The sequence below is a fragment of the Dehalogenimonas formicexedens genome, from assembly GCF_001953175.1.
Taxonomy (GTDB): Bacteria; Chloroflexota; Dehalococcoidia; order Dehalococcoidales; family Dehalococcoidaceae; genus Dehalogenimonas; species Dehalogenimonas formicexedens.
In genome coordinates this window covers 1,704,256-1,729,733 of the sequence record NZ_CP018258.1, presented here as the reverse complement: position 1 = coordinate 1,729,733, position 25,478 = coordinate 1,704,256, and the positions used below count along the sequence as shown (strand labels likewise).

Here is a 25,478-nt window from a genome sequence, read left to right as displayed (position 1 = left end):
TATCTAGAACTGGACAGTGTGTTGAAAACCCGACTTTTTGGGAGCTCTGGGATCCGAAGAATAGCCGATGATCAGCTGGTTAAGATAGCGTTTGAAGCCGGCTTGGCAGTTGGCGCGCGATATCGGAACGTAGTCATCGGTGGCGACACGCGGACTTCAACTGACATCATCAAGGCGGCTCTGTTCAGCGGCATTCAAGCTTCTGGCAACATTTGCCAAGACGCTGGACTATTACCCACTCCCACGTTGGCGTACGTCGCGCGACATTTTAACGCCGGACTCATGGTCACTGCTTCGCATAACCCTCCAGAATACAACGGGATCAAGTTCTGGAATCCGGATGGGGCAGCGTTCGACGACACGCAGGAACGACAGGTTGAAGCCTCGATCGAATCAACTGATATCCCGGCAGATGTTGGTCATGATAGTGCTACCGCTCCACAATGTGGTGGTGCGATTGACGAGCACATCGATCGTATCCTTAGGGACTTCCCCGGCAGCCTAAGAGGACTCAAGGTTGTGGTGGACTGTGGCGGTGGAGCCGCTTCAGTCACGACACCAAAGCTGATGAAACAATTGGGGATAGATCCAATTTTAGTTTATTGTCGGCCGAGCGGTGTTTTTCCTAGGGCAAGTGAACCGACAGACGAGAATCTGGCCGAACTAAAACGAAAAGTAGTTGAATCGGGTGCTCAGGTGGGATTGGCTCATGACGGTGACGCTGATCGATTGGTCGTTGTCAACGAAAACGGTCAAGTAATTTCCGGTGACAAACTGATGGTGATATTGGCACACCGTCTGAACGCGAAAGAAGTGGTTACGACCGTCGATGCTTCCATGGTGATCGAGGAGTCAGGGTTGATCGCCAGACGTACCCGGGTCGGTGATAGCGCTGTTTCTGCCGAGCTTAAACGGACAGGCGCCCAGTTCGGTGGAGAACCATGCGGTGCTTGGATTTTCCCGAAGGTCTCGTATTGCCCTGATGGAATATACGCCGCAGCCCTGGTATCGACATTGGCCGCCGAGGGCAGTCTGGCGAAGTTGGCTGGCGAAATCCCTTCCTATCCGATGATCCGCGGAAGTTTATCATTTGAAACACCTCCGCATATCGATGATCTCGAGCCAGGTCTGTTGGCGCTTGACCACGTTGACATTGAGAGAATCGACGGGCTAAGACTCAGGTTGAAAAACGGGTGGGTGCTGATCAGGCTCTCCGGCACTGAGCCGAAACTAAGACTCACCGTAGAGGCTGACAGTTGGAATGGAGCCGTGGAGATCTTCGAAAAGGCAAAGCAGTCGATTAAAGCGGTAATGCCCTGCGGCTAGTTATCTGCGAAACAATCCGGTAACCAATCGTAAAATAGCCGGACTGTGCCAGTCGAACGATAACCGGTCATCTACAAGCAGTTTGGCCATTAAGCCACTCTCTTGTGTTCTTCTCATCAGGCCATCCAATTGGTGATCCCCGAGATGTCGAAACACATTCCTGGCCAGTCGACCCACGAGCATCTCGCGGCCTAATCGGTCAAGCCACGCCCGCTCATAACATTTGAGGTCCGTACTCCGCAATCTGTCACCGAGTAGGCCTTGATGCAAAGTGGATGCGGCAATATCGGCACATAAAAGCCCGTAGTACAGCCCGCCCCCAGTGGTGGTTTTTACTTGGCCGGCCGCATCACCCACCACTAGCAACCGGTCGGTGTAGCTTTTTCTCAGGTGGTTCAATGGAATGGGGCGGCAAACGGGTTTGCCGGCGGGAACAAAGCCTCTACGTTTGGTGGCTAATAACGAGATCAGCCGTAGTATTGAAGCCATTGGTTGGTGGCGTACTATCATGCCAAGCTTGGCATGACCGGGTGAAGTCGGCACCAACCACGCGAAGAAACCCGGAGCCAGAGATTTTCCCGAGAAGATTTCGATCTCGGAAACATCCGCCCCTTCGACATCAAGCTGGACCCCGACGGCGAAGTCTTTAATCGTCACCAGCCCAAGTTGCGGTGTGAGTTTCTGGGTAAGCCCGGCGGCGACGACCACCGCCCGCGCGGTGAGATGTCGCTGCTCCTGGTTCCTGAATACCGCTACGACTACGCGGTCGGGCTGGATATCTAGGTAATTTGCTGTTGTCCCCAGCATAAGCCGGGCGCCGGCGGCTTGGGCTTTTTCGGTCATCCTCCGGTCGAAGGCAGCCCGGTCAATGGCCACCGCCTGGATGGTGGAACGCCTGATTGGAACGATCTCACCCGAGGGAGAATGTATAAGCGCACCGCTGAACCGGTGCATTATGAGATCGGGGTCGATCGAGAATTCGGCGACACACTGCGTGCTGACGATCCCGGTGCAACACACCGGTTCGCCGAGCGTCTGGCGTTTCTCAAGCAAAATGACGTCATGGCCTTGTAGCGCGAGTTGCCGGGCTACGCGGCTGCCGGCCGGCCCGGCGCCGATGACGATGATGTCTGCGTCGGTCTCGCTCATCGAGGGCTAGCCACGGCCGAGGAAGCGCGGTTCACCGACTTGCTCAAGGTTGAGATCTCGTACCCCTTGCGGCGCCATTCGTCGAGAGACCAGTAGAAAGTCTCGGCCTCATCAATGGGCTCGGAAACGACAATGATCGTTGCCGGCGGCGAAAGGCGTCCGGCAAGCGATGCGAAGACCGCTTCGGCCGGATGCGATGCGGACGATGATCTGATGGCGTTCTTTTCGAAATCGAGCACCGCCAGCAGCCCGCTGGATTCGGGTGTGGCAAATCGTTCCAGCAGAGTAATGGTGTGGCGCAACTGGGTGATCTCGGCCGGCTGGAGGCGGCGCTGCTCCGCCGGAATAATTCGAACGTCTTTAATAAGTCCTAGCAACTGGCGCAGCGCGAGATCCGGGTTTTCCGGGGCGGTGACCTTGATCACACCGTCCCGGTTGAATATGGCCAGGGCAGTGGGCACCGCCTCCTGCGCCAGAGTCAGCGCCGAGGAGATCAAGTTATAGACGAGTTTATCGGCCGCTTCCTCGTCCGGCGTATCGAGACTGGAGAGGATGACCGCCGACTGACCAACAGCCCTGGCGTATTCCTTGGCGAAAATGTCGCCGAGCTTGGCACTATGTTTCCAGTCGATATCCTTGAGCCGGTCGCCAGGCTGGTAGGGGCGGGAGCCCAGAAAATCGATGCCGCGACCGGGATGAGCGGTGATGGACGAAGACCAAAGGCCTACCGGGCCCGTGCTCGCTCCCCCGGCCAGATATTTTTCCGCCAGGTGCCGGATGTAGCGCGCCCGTGGTACGATTTCCAACTTAAGCGGCCGGACCTCCCGATGGTGCCGAACCAACCCGAACATGTCGGACATGACGGCCTCGAAGACCGGCCACTGAGGACCTGACAGCGGAGGCCCGTTGATCCCCAGGTTTAGAACGAGCATCTTCCCGCTCATAGTGAAACACCCCGGCCTGACAACAAGCCAACGGGCAGCGGGACGAAGGCAACCATAAACTGCCGCCGCAGTCAGTTTACGCAGTTCAAGATTGACGCTTAAATCTCCGCCGGCCACCAGCCGGGTGGAGACTTCTGCCGGTTCCACCGGAAAGCGGCCGACGGCGGCGAGGCCCCGGAGAAGCATGGTGAGGAAGGCGAGACTAAAAACCGCCGCGCCGGTAAAAAGCACCGGACTATCCGCGATCATCGCCGCCGGGAAGTTCCCCGCTGCCGCTGCCCCGAGCACCACCGCGGTCCGGCTGAAATGGAGACCGTTCCGCCCGCCCCGCAGCGGCCGGGAAATGTTCAAATCCTCCAGGTCACGCGCCAGAAGGAATACGGCCGGCAGAGCGGAGGCCACCGCCAGCAAGCCGCCAAGATCAAGCTCCCGGCTCATAAAGGGCAATGCCAGCACACCGGTCCCGCCGTCTGCTAGTGCCACTGTAAACACGGGCGCCAGGCAGAGCGGTACCAGGAAAACGGTCACCAGCCCGATGAAGATCAACAATTCAGCCCGCCCGGCGACGAAACGCTTTGCCCACTGAGCAGCGATGAGCGCCAAGGCGGAGGCGGCATATTCCAGCGGCGCCGTTATGACGGCGAGGCCGAGCATCCCAAGCAGCCAGAGCCGGCTTGATCTCGCCAGCATTAAATCTCCAACGCCATACTAGACTCTTGGCACCGGTGTTTCATCCAAAATTTCCCGGATGATGCGCTCAGGAGTTTGGCCGTCAGCCTCGGCTTCAGGCTTGAGGTGAATCCTATGATGCAGCGCCGGTATCGCGAGTTCCTTGATGTCATCCGGAATGACATAATCCCGCTCGGACATGAGGGCCAGCGATCGGCAGGCGTGCATCAGGGCGATGCTGCCGCGGGTGGAAGGAGCGGTCTGGACATCGCCATGGCGACGCACCCGGCCAATGATGTCGATGATGTAACCCCGGACCGCGTCGGATACCGTGACCCCGGTCATCTCTCGATGCAGCGACAGCACCTCATCGTTATTAACCACCGGTCGGGCATGGCTTTCGGAGATGCGGTCGATGTTTTTAAGGACTTCGTCCTCCTCGGCGGCATCAGGGTAGCCGCTCCAAGCCCGTAAAAGGAAACGGTCGGCCTGCACATCGGGCAGGGCGGTAGTACCGGGTCCACCATAAGGTACTTGGGAGGCGACGACGGTAAATGGGGCAGGCAATGGATGAGTATGGCCTTCAACAGTGACCTGGTGTTCCTGCATCGCTTCAAGTAGCGCCGACTGGGTCCGGGGCGATAGGCGATTGAGCTCGTCTACCATAACCACGTTGGCAAAGATCGGTCCGGGCTTGAATTCCTCCTCTTTGCCGGGGTGGTAGAGATAGAAACCAGTGATATCAGCCGGCAGCATGTCCGAAGTGGCCTGGATGCGTTTGAAATCGCCGCCCAGCAGGTGGGCGAAGGTATGTGCCAAAAGCGTCTTAGCGGTTCCGGGAAGGCCCTCAATCAACAGATGGCCCCGGCTGATGAGGGCGATAATGAGCAACCGCTTGATATCATTGCGGTAGAGCACCAACTGGTCTAAACCGCCGTTGATTCTCCTGATGATCTCGGTGGATTCTCTCGACATTAAAGCTCCTTTTCCAGAGTAGTATCCCGAACTATTATCGATTTCAAGGGGTGATGAATCTGGTCAGTCACCAGATATCACCTCGAATGGTTTTTCAGGCGCCGGTCCCGCCGCCCCGCCCTTGTGTTTGTGGCGGCCATCCCGCAAGCATCACAACTGCGGCGATGACGGCGGTGATGAGCAGGATCATGCCCAGAGGCGTGGACATAAAATCCCTGAGATTATGCAGCAAATCTTTCGAGGTATCCAGTTCGCTTCGCGGCAAGGTCGACTCGACGAAGAAGAGTCCGTTTTCGGTCAGTCCGGCAATGTTTTGGAGCAACTGGGCATTGTCCCCAAGGGATTGGCTCGAATTAATGAAAACACTCGGGTCGCTCAGAAGGATGAGTTGGCCGTCTCCATAACCGAGGCGGGCGATAACCGGATGCGGGCCGAAAACCTCACCAGCGTTCCACTCGCCATTACCGTTGTCATCGACGAAGCTCAAGGAGGACGACCAAGCCACGATGTTTTCCTCATCGAGTCCGATCAGGACGCCGGGGTGGTTGAAAACGATCTCGGTTATCCCTGAAGTCACTGGATCGGCATCGAACCGGACGATTAGGGGCAAGAAGCGGTTCTTATAGCAGACCACTGGATCAAGCAACGTTTTATTGGAGAAACGTGCCCCGACGTCAAGATAGTTTAAAATGGTATTGCCGAAGCCGTAGTCGTCGGCGAGGATCAAAACACCGCCCCCGTTCACAAACTCGCCGAGCTGCTGCAGCGTTTCGGGGGGCAACTCTAGGTAGGGTACAACGATGAGTCCTTTGCCTGTAAAGGGTTCTGGTATTTCTGCGACCGAGCCGACAGGCGTCACTCCGACTGGGGCAGCGGTGTCGGCAAGGCCGTTCCACGAGGGATTTTCGGAACGGAAGTCGCCACCTGGCGGTATTACGTACGTGATCACAGCCAGAATAACCACCACCAGCACGGTAAGGATCGCAAGGTATCTACGGAGTCCCAATCTTCTGGTCCTCTCGCATTGATCTAAATAGGGATTCCGCCCTTAAAAGGGCAGGTTCTCCGGGCTCGACGCGTGAATACAGGATTCTCTCCGCTAAAAGGGTGAGTTCTGAAAAAGCACCCGAGAGGATCGGTATCCGCTTGGAGGCGCGCGAGAGGTATTCGCGGACGGTGTCCCTTGGGCGAATGAAGACTCCACTTAAAGCTTGTACCAGGGTACGGGCTGAGAGGTAGGCGCGGATGATCCCGCCCTTGGCGCCGCCCCCAAGGGAGGGCGCCTGGTCCGGCAAAGGTACTTCCGGTGCCGGGTAGGGTTTTCCAGGATAAGCGGACCCGGCGTCCCGTTGTATATTTAGGCGGTTGGTTGAGCGGGCACGGCCTGCGAGTATAAGTCCGACAATCATCGCGAGCAGGAGCCCGATACCGATGGGGCTGATGATCGTGATTTGTTTGGTAGTTTCTACCTCGGCGAACCACCCTTCCGCCGGCTTCACCTTAGCAACTAGTGGATGAGCGCCGAACAAGAAGAAACTCACAGGAAGGTCGAGTCGGGCGTTAAACATCCCATTGGCATCGGTGACGACGCTCGTGTTCCAGCTGGCGTATGAAAGCTCAACCATTGCTCCGGGGAGGGGGGCGCTGTCGCCGGTAACTCTCCCGGAAACGAGCAGATCCCCCGGAATCAGGGCAAATCCGGTCGAGTCAAGAATCACGCTGGTAGCTATCTGAGCAACTGGCACCGTGACGCTGTCCGAGTAACCAGCATAACGAGCGTCAGATGCAACCTGCAGCGTCAGCCGGGCACCGGGGGACGAGGCTCCCGGAGGTGGAGTGATATTAAGGGAGAATGCGCTGACGGTGGTGGTAAGGCCGAGCGGTTGATTGTCGAGAAACGCACTGATGGTCCGGGATTGCGGGGGACCATCGGTTGAGATCGTGCCCTCAATGGTAACTGTAAGTCCTGGATGCAACTCCGTAGGCAACTCGGTGTCCAACAAGGTGACATAATAGTTTATTGTTAGTTCCCGCACCTGACTGGCCGCGGCCTGATAGAGGTCAAGGTCCTGCGCCCTTGGCGTGTAGCGGGCTTGAACGCCAAGATGATTTACGTATCGGAAAGGAATTTCGACGGTAGCACTATAGCGACCATCCGAATCGGTCACGGCGGTGGAGACTATTCCGCCGATTACGAGGTCCAACTCGCGCCCAACCAGCCCCGCGCCATCGGCACTGAGACGCCCGCTAACGACGATTTCGTCGCCGACGAAGCCCTCGGATGCTGACATCGACAGACTGAGTTCGGTCAGCGCCAATACCGCTTGCGTCTGCACCCGTTGTTGTTCCAACTGAAGCCCTAACGCCGCCAGCCGGTCGATAGCCTGCTGCAGGCGGTCGAGGGAGGTGAGCATTTCCTGAAATGCCAGCCTGAGACGATCAGTGCCGGGAAGAGAAGCGATGCCGAGGACGATGCCCAGTGAGTCATGGATGGACCGGACTTCGGCGGGCACGATGACGATCTGCTCGAGCCGCTCGGCTGCCGCATCGAGACGGCTTTTGGCAGCGGCCAGGTCGTTTTGTTCGATGACTATGGCCGCATTATCCAGGAGTCCTTCGACCTGGCTGAGGTTTTCGGCAAGTTCTCGGCTGAGTTCGCTGAAGCGCTCGAATAGGGCGAGGATCTCAGCGCTGGCGTTGGCCGATTCGAGGTCGGCCAAAATGCCATCGACCTCCGCATATAAGCCGGACGACAGGTACTCTAGAATGCCACCATATGCCGAGACGAGATCCACCAGATCAAATTCCAGCGCGGCACTGGCCGGGTCCTGATGCGGCAGTTGGCGCGGTCCTGATCCGGGAGCGACGCAGCCGGCAAATATCGCCGCGAGTAGCACCGTGCTTAATAACCCGATGAAGAATTTTTTCATCTACCGACTAAATCAGGCTCATATCAGGATCGCGGCTACCTTTTGCAGGACGATCACCAAAAACCCGGCAAAGAGAAGGACGCTGACTAAATTCAAGGCGCGTCGGGCCTTGTTATTGAGGTAAACATAAAGCTCGGTGATTATCAGGGCTTCGATGATGAACAAAGTATAGTAGACGTCCAGGCTCTGTTGCCCAAATCCCGCCAGGATAACCACCGTGGCAAGCAAAGCGGTGGATACACTCAAGACATAGTTGTTGAAGATCCTCATTTGAGACGCTCGATGACGACGATGTATTTCCGTGAGTTACCGCCCTCGCTTGAGATGATCATCGGATAGTCCCACATCTTGGCGGCTACGGCAGTGGCCACAGAAGCGGGTGCGCTGCCGAGTACCCGGTCAGTCCGGTCGTTAACGCGTTCATGGCGCAATTGGGAGAAGGCCACCCGTATAGAACCGTTCTCGTTGGTGACATTTACGGCATCAGCCAAGCCCAGTGTGCCGCTGAAAAAAGCTGTCAACGTGGCACTTAGTAACTCGGTGTCAGTCTCGGTTTTGTCACTGACTAGCTGCGCTGCTGCCGAACCCGGAGTGGTGATCAATAGTCCGATATCCTGCGCTCCGGCGCCGTAGCGCACAATCAGCCGGTTAGGCAGGGCTTCTTTCAGCATCTCAGCTTTCAGCGTACCAGCAAGGGGTATCAGCGCCCGGGATTTGCCGTTCGATAATCTTGGTGGCAAGTATATCGCCCGTGTCGAAACCGCGAGCTCTTCAAGCAGGACTGCGAGGTTTTCGGTTCCGGTTTCGAAAAGAACTCGACTGAATTCGGGGGATAACTTGGGGACGCTTCTGGCCAAAGCAAGCAGGATAATGGCGATAATGATCATTGCCAAACCCAAGGCAGTAAACCACGCAACACCCAATATGAACAAAGAACTGGTTGCGACGAGTGCTCCAGAGACGAACAGCCCGCAACCAGCCCAAGTATATGGATTATCTCCTTGCTTCAACATTACTCCTTGACGTGTACAAAAGTTTAAGTTGATATTATAGCCAAAAGGGCTACGAAGAGGATACCGTATTGGCTGCGAAGATTAAGTCAACCCTATTGTATATTAATCCCTCGGTTTCCGAGCTCGCCAATAGAGTACGACACCGAGAGCAAGCGCGATCATCAGGGTGATAATGACAATCCAGTTGGTCCTGGTCTCAACGGAAGGAGGGAGAGGTGTTGGCGCCGGTATTGCGGGTGTTTGCAACTCGGCCGGATCTTTTATGGTTACGCTGACCGTGGCGAAGACCGCCGAACTGAAAGGAGTACCGTCGTTCTGAACGAGTTGTACCCCTAACGTATGAGTTCCGTACGCCAAGTCGCTCCAGGTGTTGGAGGTGGATTGAGATTCTTTGTAAGAGCCCGGTGTAGAAAGGGCCGATTTCCCAGCGGCGGTGGGGATGGTGACGTCGAGGTAGTAGACGATCCGGCCCTCACCATAGGTATTGGGTCGGCCGGCGGCCACCAGCTTGAGACTCTCCACGTTGATGGAAAGCGTAATGTTGTTCAGATCGAATTCAGCGCCAGAAGCCGGGGTGCTTATCTTTAACGTCGGCGGAGGGGGAGGCGGCGCTGGGGGAGCTATTAGGGCGAAGGTGGTGAAGTGGGAGATCTTGACAGAGACCGTATTGGCCACCGCATCGACGTTGCCTTCAAGTTTAACCCACTGGCTGCCGTTCCACCACGCGATATAGAGTTCGGCTTCTTTGGTACCCGGCGGTACCTGATCTTCGGTGTAGGTCATAGTAAGAGAAGCCGCCGGATTGAAGGTGACGCCCGATGGCCCCATCTCAAAAGCGAGTACTAGTGCGTGCTGCGGCGGAGCCTGGGGCGGTTCGGATTGGATGACCGCCGATAGGAACGGCTGGGCGGCGCCGGCGGCGTTCCAGACGGTTGTACCAACCGGGATACCAAGGCTCACGATGTTATCGACTGTGTGGATATCTCCGGCGGTCATGGCCTTGCCGTTGCCGTCCATGAATGGTGAAGTGCCGGACAGGCCGATGCCGACAAGCTGAGAGCCGAAACCGCCGCCGCCACCCCCTGATGTTGGTGGACTAACAAGCAATATCGATCCAAAATCTTCGCTGGACGGTAGATACGAACTTACATCAAACCATATCACGATCTGAACTTTAGCCTCGATTAATTCGCCCCGCAGGGTGTACCGACCCGTGGGACTACCCGGTGGTAAGGAAACACTGACCGTCTCTGAAGCATTCATTGACTGACCAGCTTTGGTAGGGAAACCACCCATATTAACGGTGTAACTATTTGACAGGATTATTTGAGTACCGCCCTCGTTCTGGGCGATAATTCGACCGGTTACAACGGCATTACCAGGAGCGAATGGCAGGTTTTTTGTGCAGACTGCCGTACCAGTTATCGTGATGTTAAAACTTTGACCGGGTGAAACCTCGCTTGGGGAAATGGTGGAGCCATAACTGACGCTAAAATATTCGAAAGGGTCTAAAGCTGCAACTTGGTGCGGCGATGGACCGCCGAGTAGCAACAAACCCAAGGCGAAGATCCCTGATACAAACCCAAAAAGTGATCTTTTCATTATCTGTTGTGTTTTGGAGACTGCAGAATTCTCTTAATCTATTTCCTGTTCGTGTATTCCAGCTTATCCGCCGGTTTCCGCGATTTCCAGAAAAGGAAGACTCCGAGGGCCAGCGCAGATAGCACCCCAGTAACGATGAGCAGCCAGCTGAAGTCGGGTTTATCGCTGTTTGGCGGAGTCGTTTGTATCGGCGCGCCCGATGTCTGCGGCGGCGATTCCTTGATGGTCACGCTGACATTGGCGAAGACCGGCGGGTTGAATGGCGTATGGTCGTTCTGCACCAGTTGCACGCCCAGCGTGTGGGTGCCGGGGGCGAGGTTGGCCCAGGCATTCGATGTGGCGATGGACTCGGTGAAAGTACCCACCGCCGACAGGGCGGATTGCCCTGCCGCAATGGGGATGGTCACGTCGAGGTAGTAGATGATGCGGCCTTCACCCGGGACCTTGGGCAGGTTATCGCCGTGGACCAGTTTCAGGTTGCCGACAGCTATCGACAGGCTGACGCTGCCGGGGTCGAATGAGGCACCTGCCGCCGGGGAGTTGATCTTAAGCGTGGGTGCCGGCGGGGGCGGAGGCGCGGCCGGGGCCAGGAGGGCGAAGATGGTGAAATGACTGACCGAGACAGTAACGGTATTAGCCGCCGCATTGACAGTGCCGGTGAGTTTAGCCCATTTGGCGCCGTCCCACCAGGCGATATACAGGTCGGCTTCATTGGTGCCGGCCGGTACTTGGCCATCGGTGTAGCTTATGGTCATGGAAATGGCCGGGTTGAAGGTGACGCCGGTGGGTCCCATCTCGAAAGCCAGAATCAGGGAATTCTGAGCGGGAGGCGCGGGCGGATCGGCCAGAGGGGCGGCCGAAAGGAAGGATTGGGCAGCGCCGGCGGCGTTCCAGATATATGTGCCGATAGGCACTGACAGGCTGAGGCTGCCATCGGGTGTCCTGATCAGACCGGCGGTGATCGCGCGGCCGTTGCCGTCCATGAAGGGGGACGTGCCGGACAATCCTATACCGACAAGTTGCGAGCCGAAGCCGCCGCCGCCGCCTCCACCACCGCCTGTCGCCTGGGTAATATTAGCCGTAGTCGTCGCGGAGGTCGAGGATAGGGTGTAATTACCTGCATCCGCACCGCCAACGGTTAGTCCGATGACGGTGACCGTCTTGCCGGTGCCAATGGCGGCGGTGTCAAAGGTGGCCGTACCGCCGGTCAGTGTCACTGAGTCGTTCCCCTTGACGCCGGTCAGAGTCCTGGTCAGGATGGTCGCTGAGGTATTGCCGTCGTAGACTTTGTCGGCGACGGTAACAGTGGGTACAAGCGAGGCAGGGGCGATATCAGCTGCGGTAGTTGGTTGACTTACAACGTAAAAAGATGCATCCGCACCGCTCAGGCTTATACCCGAGATCGTTACCATCTTACCGGCCTCCACGTTTTTATCAGCGAAGGTACCGTTAGCTGCGGTAAAGTTCAATACAACGTCATCTCCGGTGTCAAAGCCAGTCAGTATGGCACCGCTGGTGTTGATGATCGCAGAATTATTGCCGTCATAGACCTTATTTGACGCCGTGATACCGCTGACCGTCAGGGTTTTGGAGGTTGAGCGTTCATAGGTTAGCGGATTAAATGTGCCTTGGAGCACATCAACCAGAAATTGGGCGTCAAGAATATTCGATCCGCGAATATACCACATCTCGTAGACGCCGGCGTTCAGTACGACACTCGAGACGCCAACGCTGCCCCACGGCGAGGTGTTTGGCCCGGACAGCGTAGGATCGGTAGCTTCCTGCCAATTCTGGCCGTCGGTAGAGGTGGCATAGGCGATGACCGTGCTCGTGTTCGACAAAACGGTTCGTAAGTCGGTGATTTTATTAGCTAAAAAGTCCTCAATGGCATTAACGAAGGCAGTGAAGTCGCCTGTATTGTAAACCGTCCAGAGATTGACCAATTCGGGTTTGAGGGCGGTAACGGCATCGAAAATTGTCTGGAGATTATCAGAGGTCAGGTTAGTTTCTAACTTGGTGAACCACATTTTGTACTTGGAGCCGACCTTTATGACTCTTGGGGAAGCCACGCTGTTCCAGAGCCCGACTCCTCCCGAAAGTACAGATGGGTTGACCACTGACCAAGTTTGACCGTCGGAAGATGTGGCATATCCAATGACTGTGGAGATATCGTTGGCAATTTGTTTCAAGTCACTAAAATCAAATGCCGCCGGAACAGCCAGGATAGCATCCAGGTTAGCCTCGGTCATCGCTGTGGCTGCGAGACTGAACCACATCTGATAATCGGAAGCCCCGTTTTTAATGACACTGCCGGCGATGGCGCTTGCCCAGATGCCGGTGCCATTAGGTGCTACGATATCATCGGCTACGTTTGTCCAGACGCGGCCATCGGTTGAGGTGGCATAACCGACAACATTACTGGTGCCATCCAACAGGGTCATAATGGCCGATTTTCGTGTGGCGCTGTTATTGAGATCAAGCAGTAAATTCTGTAGGGCGACCTTGGTAAGGTTGGTCTTGGCGTGACTGTACCACATTTGGTAGCTCGTAGAACTGTTCTTGATGATCCGAGGTGCCGCTGGAAGATTCCAAAGGCCGCTGCCCAAGCTGAAGACTTCATCGTTGACCACGTTCCAACTCTTGCCATCGGTTGAAGTGGCATAGCCCACTACTGGGGTGCTGTTGCCGATTACGGACCACAGAGCATCATACTCAGGACCACTGGCGACGCCGGCCAGATCGGCCATCAGCCCAAGAAGGTTTACTCCGGTCAGGTTGTTTATCAGTTCCTGGGTGATGAGTGGCTTCAATCCGTCCAGAATGCCGAACAGGTCCAATGTGGTTTTAATATGTGTGTACCACATTTCATAGTCGTTCGGTCCGTTTTTAACAATACAACTATCGACAACGTATGTTTCGTCTTGGGCTCCATTCGTGATCGATACCGACTCCGGCGTCTGATCGAAGGGGACGGCGATAGCTGACTCAGGTAGAAAAGAGGCAAAAGATATAAGTGCAAGGGCAAACGCGATCATAACTCTTTGGAGCGTTAGCACGGAGACACTCCTGTTTTTAGTTGAATCCGGGGGATTATGGACTTGGACAGACTATCATGGGGGGTATTGGGTGTCAAGGTGATAAATATATAAAATATATGCTTTCAGCGGGAGCGTCTGACGTATTCCTCTATGGCTTTGTCAATTTCAATCTGATCAAAATCCGGCCACAGGGTCTCCGTGAAATACAGCTCGGCGAAAGCGGATTGCCATAATAAAAAATTGCTAATCCGTTGCTCGCCGCTAGTTCTTATAAGGAGATCGACCTCCGGTAAATCTGGATCGTATAGGTATCGCTCGAACTGGTGCTCGTTGACCTGATCAAGGGGCGTCCCGCTTTTGAGCATCCGTTTAACCGCATCGACAATTTCACTTCGGCCGCCGTAATCAAAGGCCATACTCGCCACGGTGCCGTTGTTGTCGCGGGTGCGATTAATGATGTCGTTGATTCGAAATCTGACTAATGGTGACAGGTTATCCAAGCGCCCTAAATGCTTTAAGCGGATGTTGTGCTGTTTTAAGTCCCGGGCTATGTCGTCCAGGCCGATCTCCAACAGCTTCATCAAGCCCGAGATTTCGTCGGCCGGGCGTTTCCAGTTTTCGGTAGAGAAACTGAACAGAGTGACAAAAGGGATGCCCATTTTACTGAGCGCTACTACGGTGTCACGGGCTGTTCGTAAACCAGCGCGATGTCCGTCGATGCGGCCCAATCCTTGTTTAGTCGCCCAGCGCCCGTTGCCGTCCATGATAATCGCAACATGTCGTGGTAGTTTGGCGTCCGTTTCTTGGGTCATATCCTCGGTATTCTATGTGCTCTTCCCGGCAATAGCAACCAAGCCCATCCTAAAAGGTTGCATGAACCATAGTACTATTGCTATTCTAATGCCGAGTAACTAATAATAACACTCAGGTAGTGTCGAATAGTATCAAGTATGAAAGATGGCGTTAAGTATTCAGGATCACCTTTTATCACGACAAAGCACCCAAGTTTGATAATAATAACCGGTGAGGAAAGATAGCCCATGGCGATAGCCAGGTCAACTAATTCGGGGCCGGCGTGTGAGAATGCGTCCTGCAGGCAAATAGATGAATCCCGTATCAGGCATCTGAACCAAACACTGCTTGCCCTCCGAAGTATCAATAGGCTGATCACGCGTGACAATAAAGATGCACAGGGCCTCTTGGATGGTGTGTGCCATGTTCTAGTAGAAACTCAAGGGTTGATGCAGGCATGGATAGCCCTTATCGATGCCGATGGTAAACCTTTTTTTGCCAGTCAGGCTGGTATGGGGCAGGAACTTGACCAACTGGTTGAAAAAATAACCGATGGCAGGCTGCCGGCCTGCGCACGGCGTGCGATTCTATTGGGACGGGCTGTCATCGTGGATGTCGGTTCAGAATTTTGCGGACACTGTGCGGTATACGAGCGGCATGGCCAACACTCTGCGATGGTGGCTCCCTTAAAATATGGCGAAAAGCTCTGGGGTATACTCAACACGGCGCTCAGTGACAAGTCGGTGGTGAGCGATGAGGAACTTGGCTTGTTTGGCGAAATGGCCGAAGATATCGCCTTTGCCCTGAATAATATTGAAATGGAGGCCGGTAAACGGGATGCCGAGGCAGCGCTGCAGGTCAGCGAAAAGCGCTTACGCAATCTGGTTGAGACGACGAGCGACCTCGTCTGGGAGATCGACGAAAACTTAAAGTACACATATGTGAGCCCACACATGCGCAATTTACTGGGTTATGAACCATCTGAACTCATCGGCAAAACCCCTTATGACCTAATGGGCCCAGTTGAGGCCGCCCGTGTCGCTAAAGTGGTCGACCCCATAATCAAGCGGCGAAAGCCTATAAATCTCCTCATAAATGTGAACCGGCATCGCGACGGTCGATCGGTTATCCTGGAGACGAACGCGGTGCCTGTCTTCGATTCCGACGGGGTTTTTAGAGGATATCACGGGATGGACAGGGATGTCACCGAGAGGGAAAAAGTTGAAAGTGCGCTTGAGCTGACCCAATTCTCGGTGGAGCGGGCCGCGGACGGCATTTATTGGGTAGAGCCCAGCGGGAAATTTATGGCCGTTAACGAAGCCGCGTGTCGTATCCTAGGCTACACAAGCGAAGAGTTGCGGTCGATGAGTGTTTGGGATATTTCTCCTGGTATGACCAAGGAGCAGTGGTCAAAGAACTGGCCCAAAATTAAGGGGCTTGGTACCAGTATCATCGAAGCTCGACATCGCACTAAGAATGGCGATGTTTTTCCGGTTGAAATTAGCCGCAACTACCTGAAGCATGGCGATAAAGAATATACCTGTTCGTTTGCCCGGGACATCACCGAGCGAAAAAAAGCCGAAGAGATCATCAAGCGCCGGTTAAGGGTGGAAGAGACGATTTCTCGTGTCTCTGCCCGATTTGTCGGTATCGTTAGCCTGGATGATGCTATCAATGCTTCGCTCGCGGACATCGGACAACTATGCGAGGCGGACCGAGCTTATCTCTTCCGGTTTAGCGATGATGAGAAAGCCGTGGACAATACCCATGAATGGTGCGATGGCGGGGTTTCTCCCCAAAAGGCCAATTTGCAAAATCTTCCCATCGAAGCATTTCCCTGGTGGGTGGGGCAGTTAGGCCGAAATGAAACCGTCCATATTCAAGATGTTTCCGCCATGCCCGCCGAAGCCGCCGCCGAAAAAAGTATTCTTGAAAGCCAGGGTATCAAGGCGGTTCTGGTGTTACCTATTAATATAGGCAACGAACTCTCGGGATTTATCGGTTTAGACAATATCGCCGTTGCTACGGCCTGGCCAGATGAAGATATTTCTATCCTGCGCATGGCAGCCAATATTATCGCCAGCGCCCTGGAGAAAGCTGGGATTGAGGAAGAACTGAGACTTCGAGCGGCGCTTCTGGACGCGGCGATGGACTCCACTTTCCTTTATTCTCCTGAGGGCGAACTGGTCTATGTAAATGAAGTGGCTCATACGGCCAGAGGCTACACCCTTACGGAAATGATGCAAATGCACGTCGAAGAATTACGCACATCGTATGAGGCGTCCCTGCTGCCGGCCCAAATTGAGGCAATCCTCGATGGGCGCTTGACGATGTTCGAAACGGTACACGTCAGGAAAGACGGAACAACTATGCCGGTGGAAGTCCGTTGCCAGACAGTTGATCACGCCGGTCGAGCGTTGATTATGGCCATTACCCGCGATATTACAGAGCGAATTAAAATGCAGGAAAGGCTGGTGGTAGCAGACCGCTTATCATCTATCGGCGAGATGGCAGCGGGGATAGCCCACGAGATCAATAATCCCCTGACCGGCGTCATAGGCTTCTCTGAACTACTGCTCGAAAGGTCCCTCCCCTCAGATATCAAGGCAGATATGGAGGTCATTCATCATGAAGCCATGCGGACGTCAACGATCGTTAAAAACATGCTCGCCTTTGCCCGGCAGCACAAAGCCATTAAAAAGCCGGTCGCCATTCACGAGGTCATCGACGATGTGCTCCGGCTGCGTAGCCACGAGCACGAGATGAACAACATACGGGTGAACACCTGTTATGAAACACTTCTGCCTGATATCGAAGGGGATCCATTCCAATTGCAGCAAGTGTTTCTCAATCTCGTCATCAACGCCGAGTATTTTATGAAGCAAGCCCACGGTGGAGGCACTCTAACCATCACAACAACCGAATCGAATGGGGAAAATATCCTGATAAAAATCTCCGATGATGGTCCGGGAATATCACCCGAGAACCTGGGGCGCCTTTTCAATCCCTTCTTCACCACTAAGGAGGTAGGTAAGGGCACCGGATTAGGACTCTCGATCTGTCACGGCATAGTAAATGCCCACGGAGGCGATATCCGGGCTGAAAGCGGGTATGGCAAGGGGGCCACTTTCATCATTGAATTACCTGTGGGTTGTAAACGGGAAATGAACACCGATGACTGAAAAGGCTTCCGGCTTCAGGATACTGGTGGTTGAAGATGAGTACAGCATCTCGGAGATCTGTAAAAGGACGCTTACCGCAGACGGTTTCGATGTCTCGTTGGCAACAGACGGGCATATCGCCCTACGCCTGATATCGGAACAGGACTATGACCTGATTCTGGTCGATGTAAAAATGCCGAATATGACCGGGATAGAAATGCATTACCGGCTTACCAATGAGAATCCCGAAGCGGCTCGCCGGGTAATTTTTGCCACCGGGGATGTTTTCGGAGACACGCTCGATGCGGTCGCAGCCTCCGGCTGCCTCTGTTTATCAAAACCCTTTTCTCCCGCCGAATTAAGATGCAAAGTCAAACAAGCTCTGGGATTGGATTCCCGGATTGTTGAGGGGCAAAACTGAATATGAAACAAAAAATCCTGATCGCTGACGATGAACCATCGGTCAGAGACACGGTTCGCCGAGCCCTCTGCGACAAGTTCGACGTGTATGAAGCCGGCGACGGGGAATCGGCGGTGAGGCTGGCAGCTACCCATCACCCGAACCTTATTATCATGGATATTTTAATGCCTGGTAAGGACGGTTACACCGCTCTCGCAGAAATCAAGAGAAATCCCAGCCTGACCCATATACACGTCGTCATGCTCACCGCATTGACACAGGACCTTAACGTGAAATTTGCCGAGGCGTTAGGGGCGGTCGGTTATCTCATGAAACCCATCCAATTGGCTATCTTAAGATTAAAAGTTAACCAAGTGTTGGGTGTTTCCGGTGGGGCAAAGTAAGTTCAACAAAGCCGTGAGGGGCGCGATTTAGGATCCCCGGGACTTGGATGGTCCCTAAATAATCGATTACATACGAGTAATTGTATTTGAATTGCTGGTCCGGAAATAGGTCAATTCGATGATTTTGAATCGATTCTGTTTCTGGTTAGGAGGCAAACGGTGAAAGCATTGACTGGCATCCCATTCTCGGAATTACCGGCATTTATCACTACCAAAGAGGCTGCAAGGGTCTTAAGGCTTGGCATGACGAAATTGTACAGACTGATCAACGAAGGTCATATATCCCATACCCGTCACGGTAACGGAGGTGGGAAACGAATACTGGTTTCTGTGGCGGGGCTCAAAGCAGCCATGGAAAAATCGACCGGTTTTGATCCGGAATTAGACACGGCAATATTGGAAGCTATCAATAGTCCTGATGTTAAGCGGAGACGGGGCAGACCTTCAAAAACAGAAACACACGAGAGGCTGGTTATTACAGGCCTTTCGACGTCCAACAGGACCGGCTTCGGAGATGCTGTGGTTCTCGGACGCAACACTGAGGGAACACAGCACTCCACCGAAATATCAATTCAAGACAATTTGATGATTGAATACGCCAAGATATTCCGATTGTTCCTTTCCAGCGCAATTGAGCTGCAAACATTCAAAGATGAAACTATAGCCAAGGCAATTGACGCGCTAGAAGCACCCAAAGGCGAAAATCGGAGTACGCCAACAGATTCCGGATTGCCAATTCGAAAATCCTTCGCTCACTTACGGGCGGTGTACAAGAAATTGGGGAGGAAGGTCAACCTCTTGTACGGGAAATTGCCAGCAGAGATCAGGCTGGCGCTTAAAGACCCTGCAGAAATCAAGAATTCCTTGTCGTCGAATTTGATTTACCGTGAGGACTTGAGGCGTCATAAAGACAGGATGATTGTGTCGAAGCCGCGCCAGAATGAAACACCGTGCGACAAGATCATCAACAAATTGCTAGAAGTCGGCTTTTTCGGACAGGGACGCGATTTCGGTTCCGTCCTGGCTGAAGTGCTGAAGACTGAACTGAGTTGCTCGGACAAAAGTACCAGGAGGGCTCTAAAGAAAGCGATTGTCGGTGGTCAGCTAAGCGCTTTAGGGTATGGTAAGGGCACGAAATACATACTCGGAAGTAGAAAAACCATAGCACATGAGCAGCCCGGAGCTCGGCCGAAATACCCGAGAAACCCATGATCTCTTGCGGAAGAAATCCCCAATGGTTTCAACAACCAGGGACTTAGGAATTCAAGACAACATTTGCAGAGGATGTGATATCGGGTACTCTGATGCGCGCTTCATAAAAAATAAAACGAGAATGAGACTCGCGGCGTAAACATGGTCTGGAGTTGCAGCTTTTACTAGCTTCTCAAGATTATTACTTATATTTAATCACCGAGGTACCGCTGATTTCCGTCAACCCCGGCCCAGGATGAATTTATTTTTTGGAAAATCTTTAACAAAAGCCGAGCGAATTTCCGGGTTGAGGGAGATTGTCCAATCAACAATATCCGATATTTCGGTCTCGTATTTCCGCCATTCGAACCAGTTGATCATCTTTAACTGAGGAAAACGGTTAAATACATCCTGGGAAAAAATCAGGTTCCACCAAGCTCGCTTGATTTCCAATTCTCCGGGGCCTCCGGCTTGGGGGCTGTAGAGGGCTGAGGTCTCGGTTATCGCCAAAGGTTTGCCGTGATTCACAGCATAATCGTTATAGAAATCCGGGACGGCTCTTTCATCCCCGTTGAGGCCATTATAGTTACCCGTGAGGCGATCGATGAAAGAGGTGCTTTCCGGGACTTCGTTTTCACCCCAAGGGTACGCATTGCCCCAGTGGTAGAGCGACATCCCCACCCAGTCCACATAGTTATCTCCCGGATAATACGGCGCATACGGATCATCCTGCTGATCAAGCTTGCCATCCCCGTTGGTATCAAGGGTTTTAAAATCAGGGGTTCCGGTTTTAGCTTCGTATTGTCCTCCCGTGAACGGATAACCGCCGCCATTATTGGGGGCCCAAATCATTGCGGTATCAGGTGTTTTGGCATGGACGGCGTCGGCGATCCTCTGAAAGGCAACTTTGCAGGCTGTCGGCTGCTGCGACCAGGGGTACCAGGAACCGTTCATTTCATGGGCGAAACGCAGCATGATGCGGATACCGGCTTTATTCTTGGCCGCAACGTAATCAGCCAGCCGGTTCGCCTCATCGGCTGTTACTGTCTGCAAGCCAGAGAACGGTTCGAGGGTCAGCAATGCGATGGCGCCACTCTGAGAAACCTGTTGAAAGTAAGCGTCAAGTCCGGATTGATCGTTTGACGGTATGGGAAAATTAACAAAATATACCAGCACGGCGGGCGCCAAACCGAGCCGTCCGGTAAAAGCTGAAACGCTGTCATTCCCCCAATCAAGGTTGGCGCCCCAATAGACCCCCTTCTCGGGTTCTAGCGGCGCAAAGGCTTTGGAGGATGTCAAGGTCGGTATTGACGAGGTGTGGCAACCCGGCAATAGAAACAGCGCCACGAGGACCAATAGCCGTAACGATGCATCGAGGGGGTTCAGCAGACTACGCCTGGTCCGGAACGGGTTCATGCCGGAGAAGTTCTTCAGGTTGATGGAGGTAGTAGAAGTAGCGGTTAGCATCATCCTCTGTTTCAAAACCTTCTATGATCACACCGATCCGGTTTTTGTCACTACCCCGAACAGGCCGAACATTGATAACACGGCCTTTCAATTTTATGCGATTCCCAACAGCCGACGCAATCTCAAGGTTAACCTCGACCACATCTTTCAATTGACCAGTCCCACCAGTAACGAAGCTGAGGCCATGGCTGGAAAGGTCGTTGGAGAATCCCTTGAACCACTCGGTTTGCCCTAAAGGCCGCCACACTACATCGACCTGCATTTGGTGCCTGTATGTGGAACGTTTACTGGCGCTCAAGATCCGACTGGCGCTGAAAATTATGAATCCGAGGTCGATCGCGACCCAAGCCGACACAATCAATAAGGCAGAGTTATTCAGCTGATACCACAACGGATGAAGGAGATTGACCACGCCGACGATTAGAACGATAACACACAGAACGCCGCCAATCAGATGGGGCACTATCAGCCCCCATTCCCGCCGATCAGACATCGTTTCTTCTTTGGGTGTCACCTGGAAACCGGCGGTGCGGTTGGAGAACAGGGTCAACAGCGAACGCGTAAAAACAAAAGACCTGAGAATGCTGTAACGTTCGGTATGCCATAAGTCATAGTAACCTCGCCCAAGGAGGACCTGGGTGGCAAAGATAAGAGCGAGATATGGGCCCAAATGCCACAAAAAGGGAATGGCATTATATTGAACCGGCAGCACACCGCTCAACAATGTAAATATGGGAATTATGAATAGGATGATCAGTTGAAGTCCATCCAGGTAGGTGGTCGTCGAGGCGATAAAATTTATACGCTGCCCGAAACTCAGTCCACCCGCCCAAAAAGGGCTGTCTTTACTACGCAAACTTTGCATAGCGCCTTGCCCCCAGCGCAGGCGCTGTTTCAAATAAGAAAGCAGAGTCAGCGGCGCCAAGCCGACGGCGACCGGCTTATCGACGTACAAGACGCGATAGCCCCGTTGTGCCAGTTTAAGAGTTGTATGCAGATCCTCGGTAACGGTTTCGGTGGCGACGCCGCCGACTTCGGCGATAGCCGATCGCCGGAGAAGGGCCGGACTGCCGCACCAGAAGGCGGCACGACTCCGGTTCTTGCCCGGCATAATCACGGCATAAAACAACCTCTGTTCATGCCACCTAGACGGTTCGTACTGGATGGAATCGGCGTTGTAAAACAGTTGGGGACCTTGAACCACAGCTACTTTCGAGTCGTCGAAAAACCCGAGCATAGTGTCTAATAATCCGGGTAACGGTACATTATCAGCGTCGAGGACTGCAAAAAATTCGCTCTCAGTTTGGTTTAAACCATAGTTGACATTACCTGCCTTGGCATGGTCATGGGTCAGCCGCGCTAGATATTCACAACCCAATGATTCCGTCAGGGTCTTTACCTCGGGACGCCCGCTGTCATCCAGCAGAACCGTCCGGTGAGGGTAGGTTACGGCATTGCAACCAATCAGGGTTGCCCGGAGAACATCGATGGGTTCTCCCTTGGTTGGTACGAGAATAACCACCGATTTCCCCTTCGGGGCGGCAACAGGCTTTTCATGCTTTAGCGACCAGGTCATAAAGACATACATCAATAGAGCGATGAAGCCATACAATTCCGCAGCCCAAAGGAGCAGAGAGAACCATAGCGCCTGGTGATTGAACGTTGACCAGCGCCAAATAAGATAGTAGGAAGTGTATCCGATGGCGATGATTGCGATTAATCGGATAAACCATTCAGGAAAAGCTTTGGGTTGGAATCGCCCAACGAACGTCCGCTTAACCCAATGTTGCCAGCTCCATTTTTCGAAAGCGAAAAATAAGAATACCGCAGTGCCCGTAAGAACAATAGAAAGGAATGTGGTTAAAATAAGGCTCATGTTCATTATTGTTATATTTCAATTCTTTCGGAACCTGAATTTTTCCTTACCCTCAGGCAGGCTTAATTTCATTTGACGATAGGTCATTGCTAACCGTCGTCCAAGTGACCAGTTACGGGGCGACGGGTAATCGCTTTCCTGAAAATTTAGATATTATATGACGCAGCTGGTTGGGTCAAGATATCCAAACATTACTTTAACTACCCAATCCCCCACATTTTATTTAATAAAATATAATGTTAACATACTTGTCGCGTTGTCGATGACAACTATTTGTTAGATAGTGCAGTTGAAGCCTAACTTTGGGTCGGTGCTATAATTCCGTCGATGAGTCAACAAAGCGGTACAGACGTCTCTCTCGTTCGCTCTTACCTAACTCTTCGTAAATCTGTCGGCATCATCGGTATCTCATTGCCATTTGTCCTGGTATTCGGAAAATGGCTATTCGAGAGTCCAGGGATCCAAAATTCCATCAGTGCCTATTATTACACCGGGGTGCGCAATATCTTCGTCGGAAGCTTGTGCGCCATCGGTGTTTTTCTCTTTTCGTACCGAGGATACAAAAGTGACGGACCTACAGGTATTCTTGCAAGTATATTTTCGATAGGAGTGGCGCTTTTCCCCACCGCGCCGGAAAGTAGCGCCTCGGCTGGGGTGATCGGCACCTTGCACCTCCTATTTGCGGCTAGCATGTTCCTGACACTGGCATATTTTTCTTTGTTTTTGTTTACCAAGACAGACCCTACTAAAACCCCCACTCCTCGCAAATTGCAACGGAACTCTGTCTATAGAGTCTGCGGGTTCGTCATTCTCGGATGCATACTCATAATGTTCCTGGGTGGATTGTTACCAAACCATTCAATCGATGCACTGCATCCGACTTTCTGGTTGGAATCAATTGCCATTGTGGCATTTGGTGTATCCTGGCTCGTAAAAGGTGAGGCGATATTAGGAGACCTTCCTCCAATTTAGGAAAACAAGCGGACACAATCCGTCATTTGTTACACAGGGACCGCATCAACTAAGTGAAGTATCTTGCCATCTAGGGTTTTTAAGAAGATCGGTCTCGATAGAAATAGGATCAAAAGTTTTTTGATCTAAGACAAGCATAAGAAGAGCCCTTCTCAGATATGAACGCGTATTCGAAATCACACCGGATTTATTAGAAATTTTTTGGACACCCCCATGTACGATTTTTGATCTCAGATCGTAAGACTCTTTCAATTGTTTGAAAATGGAAGTTCGTTCTTCAGGTGAGTTTCCAACGAACGCTGCGATACGTATGGAAGCCCTATATCTCACCTCTTGACTTGAATCGGGTGTAAATAGTGATTCAAAAGCTATCCAATAGTCGATCAGAGTATCATCCTCGTTGAACCGCTCAGAGACGATATCCCATCTTCGAAGAGCAAATCGGATGGCGCTGTTTGGCGGCAATTCTCGAATGCGATTCCAGATATCTACCGCCTGAGTTCCCGAAGACACATTGAGTCGTGCGCGGGCCCCAGATCGTTTAGGTATGTTGCTGTAACTAGTCCCACCCCCAGGGTGGAGAATATTTGAAGACCGATCTTCAATGAATCCGATGTGGACGTTCTTATCGGTCAATAAACATATCGAAGTAACAAAATCAGATACTTTGTCCCGAATGTCTTGTCGAGCTCCCCACGCTTCTCGCCGGCCTTTTTCGTAAGTAATTTCTATTGCGCAATCAACCTCAAAGGGGTCGATTGGTGGTCTGCGCATAATAGGAAATGGATCTTTGATATAATCATTGAGCCACTCTTCAAGCTCATTGGCTTCGAGCTTTCTCAAAACCATGCCAGGCGCAAGATTAATCTTTTGAACGTCCAATTGGACATTCACCAAAGTATTGACCTCGGTTACCGCGTTTGTATCGGATAAGATTTCAGATACAAACTGTTCGTACAGTTGGTCAAACACCTCTCGGTTAAAAAGAAAACGCTTTGTTCGTCGTAGATAAGCACGGAGAAATGAACCAACAGCCGTGTTAAGAGCCCAATCTTTGGGCCTATCTTCAACGATTGGGTCCCCGGCCGCATCAGCTAAGAGAGCACCGGCTAATATCGGATCTCGTCGTATAACCTTAAAAAGCCGCAATAGCCCATCTGGGGGATTTATTCGGAGAGAATCTGCAAGCAATTCTATAGAACCATCTATGTCTTCCCGTTTTTCCTGAGGAAATGAGATGGCCTCTGCCGTCTCACGTACAATTCTGGTCCACGATCTTTCAGGAATCTGGTAATCATGTAGTTGTTGGCAGATCTCTTGAACGAAACCCGCCAAGGCAATCCTCAATTCCTGCCAACTGCTTGCCATCTCCATGGGCATTATTTTACATCTTATGGAGCCTCTATGAACAACCAACAAAGGGAGAACTTTCGCTTTCACAAAATTCGATGTCTAATATGTTACCATTAACCTTGAACATGAGGGGCGGATATTTTAACGGGGTCGTGGTAGAATGCACACCGTCCTGGCAGGTTTGACAGGCCGTGACAGCCGCTGCGATGGTTGACA

The 25,478-nt window shown here is 52.9% G+C and carries 19 protein-coding genes; 6 read left to right on the top strand and 13 right to left on the bottom strand.

Translation table 11 applies throughout. The annotated features are described in order from the left end of the window. Nucleotides 1–18 precede the first annotated feature (18 nt). Nucleotides 19–1,326, top strand: a complete 1,308-nt coding sequence (locus Dform_RS09010; RefSeq protein ID WP_083635434.1) for a phosphohexomutase domain-containing protein — start codon at nucleotides 19–21, stop codon at nucleotides 1,324–1,326. Here the strand turns inward: Dform_RS09010 and Dform_RS09005 are convergent, their stop codons facing one another. The 10 genes from Dform_RS09005 to uppS form a co-directional block, all read right to left on the bottom strand. After that, complete coding sequence (locus Dform_RS09005) at nucleotides 1,327–2,475, bottom strand: geranylgeranyl reductase family protein (RefSeq protein WP_076004715.1); 1,149 nt, start codon at nucleotides 2,473–2,475, stop codon at nucleotides 1,327–1,329. Next, entirely contained in the window at nucleotides 2,472–4,109 is a 1,638-nt protein-coding gene (locus Dform_RS09000; RefSeq protein WP_076004714.1) for a DUF58 domain-containing protein, read from the bottom strand. The genes Dform_RS09005 and Dform_RS09000 overlap by 4 nt, the downstream gene beginning before the upstream one ends. 18 nt (nucleotides 4,110–4,127) lie before the next feature. Next, nucleotides 4,128–5,063 (bottom strand): AAA family ATPase, encoded by a 936-nt coding sequence (locus Dform_RS08995; RefSeq protein WP_076004713.1) that lies wholly within the window; start codon nucleotides 5,061–5,063, stop codon nucleotides 4,128–4,130. A 94-nt stretch (nucleotides 5,064–5,157) separates the two neighbouring features. Further along, nucleotides 5,158–6,069: a DUF4350 domain-containing protein gene (locus tag Dform_RS08990; RefSeq protein ID WP_076004712.1), complete on the bottom strand. Its 912-nt coding sequence runs from the start codon at nucleotides 6,067–6,069 to the stop codon at nucleotides 5,158–5,160. After that, nucleotides 6,056–7,993, bottom strand: a complete 1,938-nt coding sequence (locus Dform_RS08985; RefSeq protein ID WP_076004711.1) for a DUF4129 domain-containing protein — start codon at nucleotides 7,991–7,993, stop codon at nucleotides 6,056–6,058. Before Dform_RS08985 ends, Dform_RS08990 begins: the two co-directional genes overlap by 14 nt. Before the next feature lie 18 nt (nucleotides 7,994–8,011). Beyond that, a complete protein-coding gene (locus tag Dform_RS08980; protein ID WP_076004710.1) occupies nucleotides 8,012–8,263 on the bottom strand; it encodes a DUF8044 family membrane protein in 252 nt (83 codons plus the stop codon). Further along, complete coding sequence (locus Dform_RS08975) at nucleotides 8,260–9,006, bottom strand: hypothetical protein (protein WP_145925567.1); 747 nt, start codon at nucleotides 9,004–9,006, stop codon at nucleotides 8,260–8,262. The genes Dform_RS08980 and Dform_RS08975 overlap by 4 nt, the downstream gene beginning before the upstream one ends. A 102-nt stretch (nucleotides 9,007–9,108) precedes the next feature. Continuing rightward, entirely contained in the window at nucleotides 9,109–10,269 is a 1,161-nt protein-coding gene (locus Dform_RS08970) for a hypothetical protein (RefSeq protein ID WP_145925566.1), read from the bottom strand. 377 nt (nucleotides 10,270–10,646) lie between these two features. After that, nucleotides 10,647–13,664: a YDG domain-containing protein gene (locus Dform_RS08965; RefSeq protein ID WP_158513492.1), complete on the bottom strand. Its 3,018-nt coding sequence runs from the start codon at nucleotides 13,662–13,664 to the stop codon at nucleotides 10,647–10,649. 104 nt (nucleotides 13,665–13,768) lie between these two features. Next, a complete protein-coding gene (gene uppS, locus Dform_RS08960) occupies nucleotides 13,769–14,458 on the bottom strand; it encodes a polyprenyl diphosphate synthase (RefSeq protein WP_076004706.1) in 690 nt (229 codons plus the stop codon). Nucleotides 14,459–14,686: 228 nt separating this feature from the next. On the opposite strand from uppS, the gene Dform_RS08955 reads away from it, so the two are divergent. The 4 genes from Dform_RS08955 (at nucleotide 14,687) to Dform_RS08940 (ending at nucleotide 19,615) form a co-directional block, all read left to right on the top strand. Then, nucleotides 14,687–17,620 (top strand): PAS domain S-box protein, encoded by a 2,934-nt coding sequence (locus tag Dform_RS08955; protein ID WP_076004705.1) that lies wholly within the window; start codon nucleotides 14,687–14,689, stop codon nucleotides 17,618–17,620. Next, nucleotides 17,613–18,020 (top strand): response regulator, encoded by a 408-nt coding sequence (locus tag Dform_RS08950; RefSeq protein ID WP_076004704.1) that lies wholly within the window; start codon nucleotides 17,613–17,615, stop codon nucleotides 18,018–18,020. Before Dform_RS08955 ends, Dform_RS08950 begins: the two co-directional genes overlap by 8 nt. A gap of 2 nt (nucleotides 18,021–18,022) precedes the next feature. After that, nucleotides 18,023–18,403 carry a response regulator gene (locus tag Dform_RS08945; protein WP_076004703.1) on the top strand — a complete coding sequence of 127 codons (381 nt, stop codon included), beginning with the start codon at nucleotides 18,023–18,025 and terminating at the stop codon, nucleotides 18,401–18,403. 159 nt (nucleotides 18,404–18,562) lie between these two features. After that, nucleotides 18,563–19,615: a helix-turn-helix domain-containing protein gene (locus Dform_RS08940; RefSeq protein ID WP_076004702.1), complete on the top strand. Its 1,053-nt coding sequence runs from the start codon at nucleotides 18,563–18,565 to the stop codon at nucleotides 19,613–19,615. 219 nt (nucleotides 19,616–19,834) lie between these two features. Here Dform_RS08940 and Dform_RS08935 read toward each other — a convergent pair whose 3' ends face one another. Together Dform_RS08935 and Dform_RS08930 are read right to left on the bottom strand one after the other, a co-directional pair. Continuing rightward, entirely contained in the window at nucleotides 19,835–21,064 is a 1,230-nt protein-coding gene (locus Dform_RS08935; protein WP_145925565.1) for a glycoside hydrolase family 26 protein, read from the bottom strand. Beyond that, nucleotides 20,985–22,937 (bottom strand): glycosyltransferase family 2 protein, encoded by a 1,953-nt coding sequence (locus tag Dform_RS08930; RefSeq protein WP_158513491.1) that lies wholly within the window; start codon nucleotides 22,935–22,937, stop codon nucleotides 20,985–20,987. The genes Dform_RS08935 and Dform_RS08930 overlap by 80 nt, the downstream gene beginning before the upstream one ends. Nucleotides 22,938–23,264: 327 nt before the next feature. Between Dform_RS08930 and Dform_RS08925 the strand changes: the two genes are divergently transcribed. Beyond that, entirely contained in the window at nucleotides 23,265–23,909 is a 645-nt protein-coding gene (locus Dform_RS08925) for a DUF998 domain-containing protein (protein WP_076004699.1), read from the top strand. Nucleotides 23,910–23,954: 45 nt separating this feature from the next. On the opposite strand, the gene Dform_RS08920 is transcribed toward Dform_RS08925, so the two are convergent. After that, complete coding sequence (locus Dform_RS08920; RefSeq protein ID WP_076004698.1) at nucleotides 23,955–25,289, bottom strand: HEPN domain-containing protein; 1,335 nt, start codon at nucleotides 25,287–25,289, stop codon at nucleotides 23,955–23,957. Between the last annotated feature and the right edge of the window lie 189 nt (nucleotides 25,290–25,478).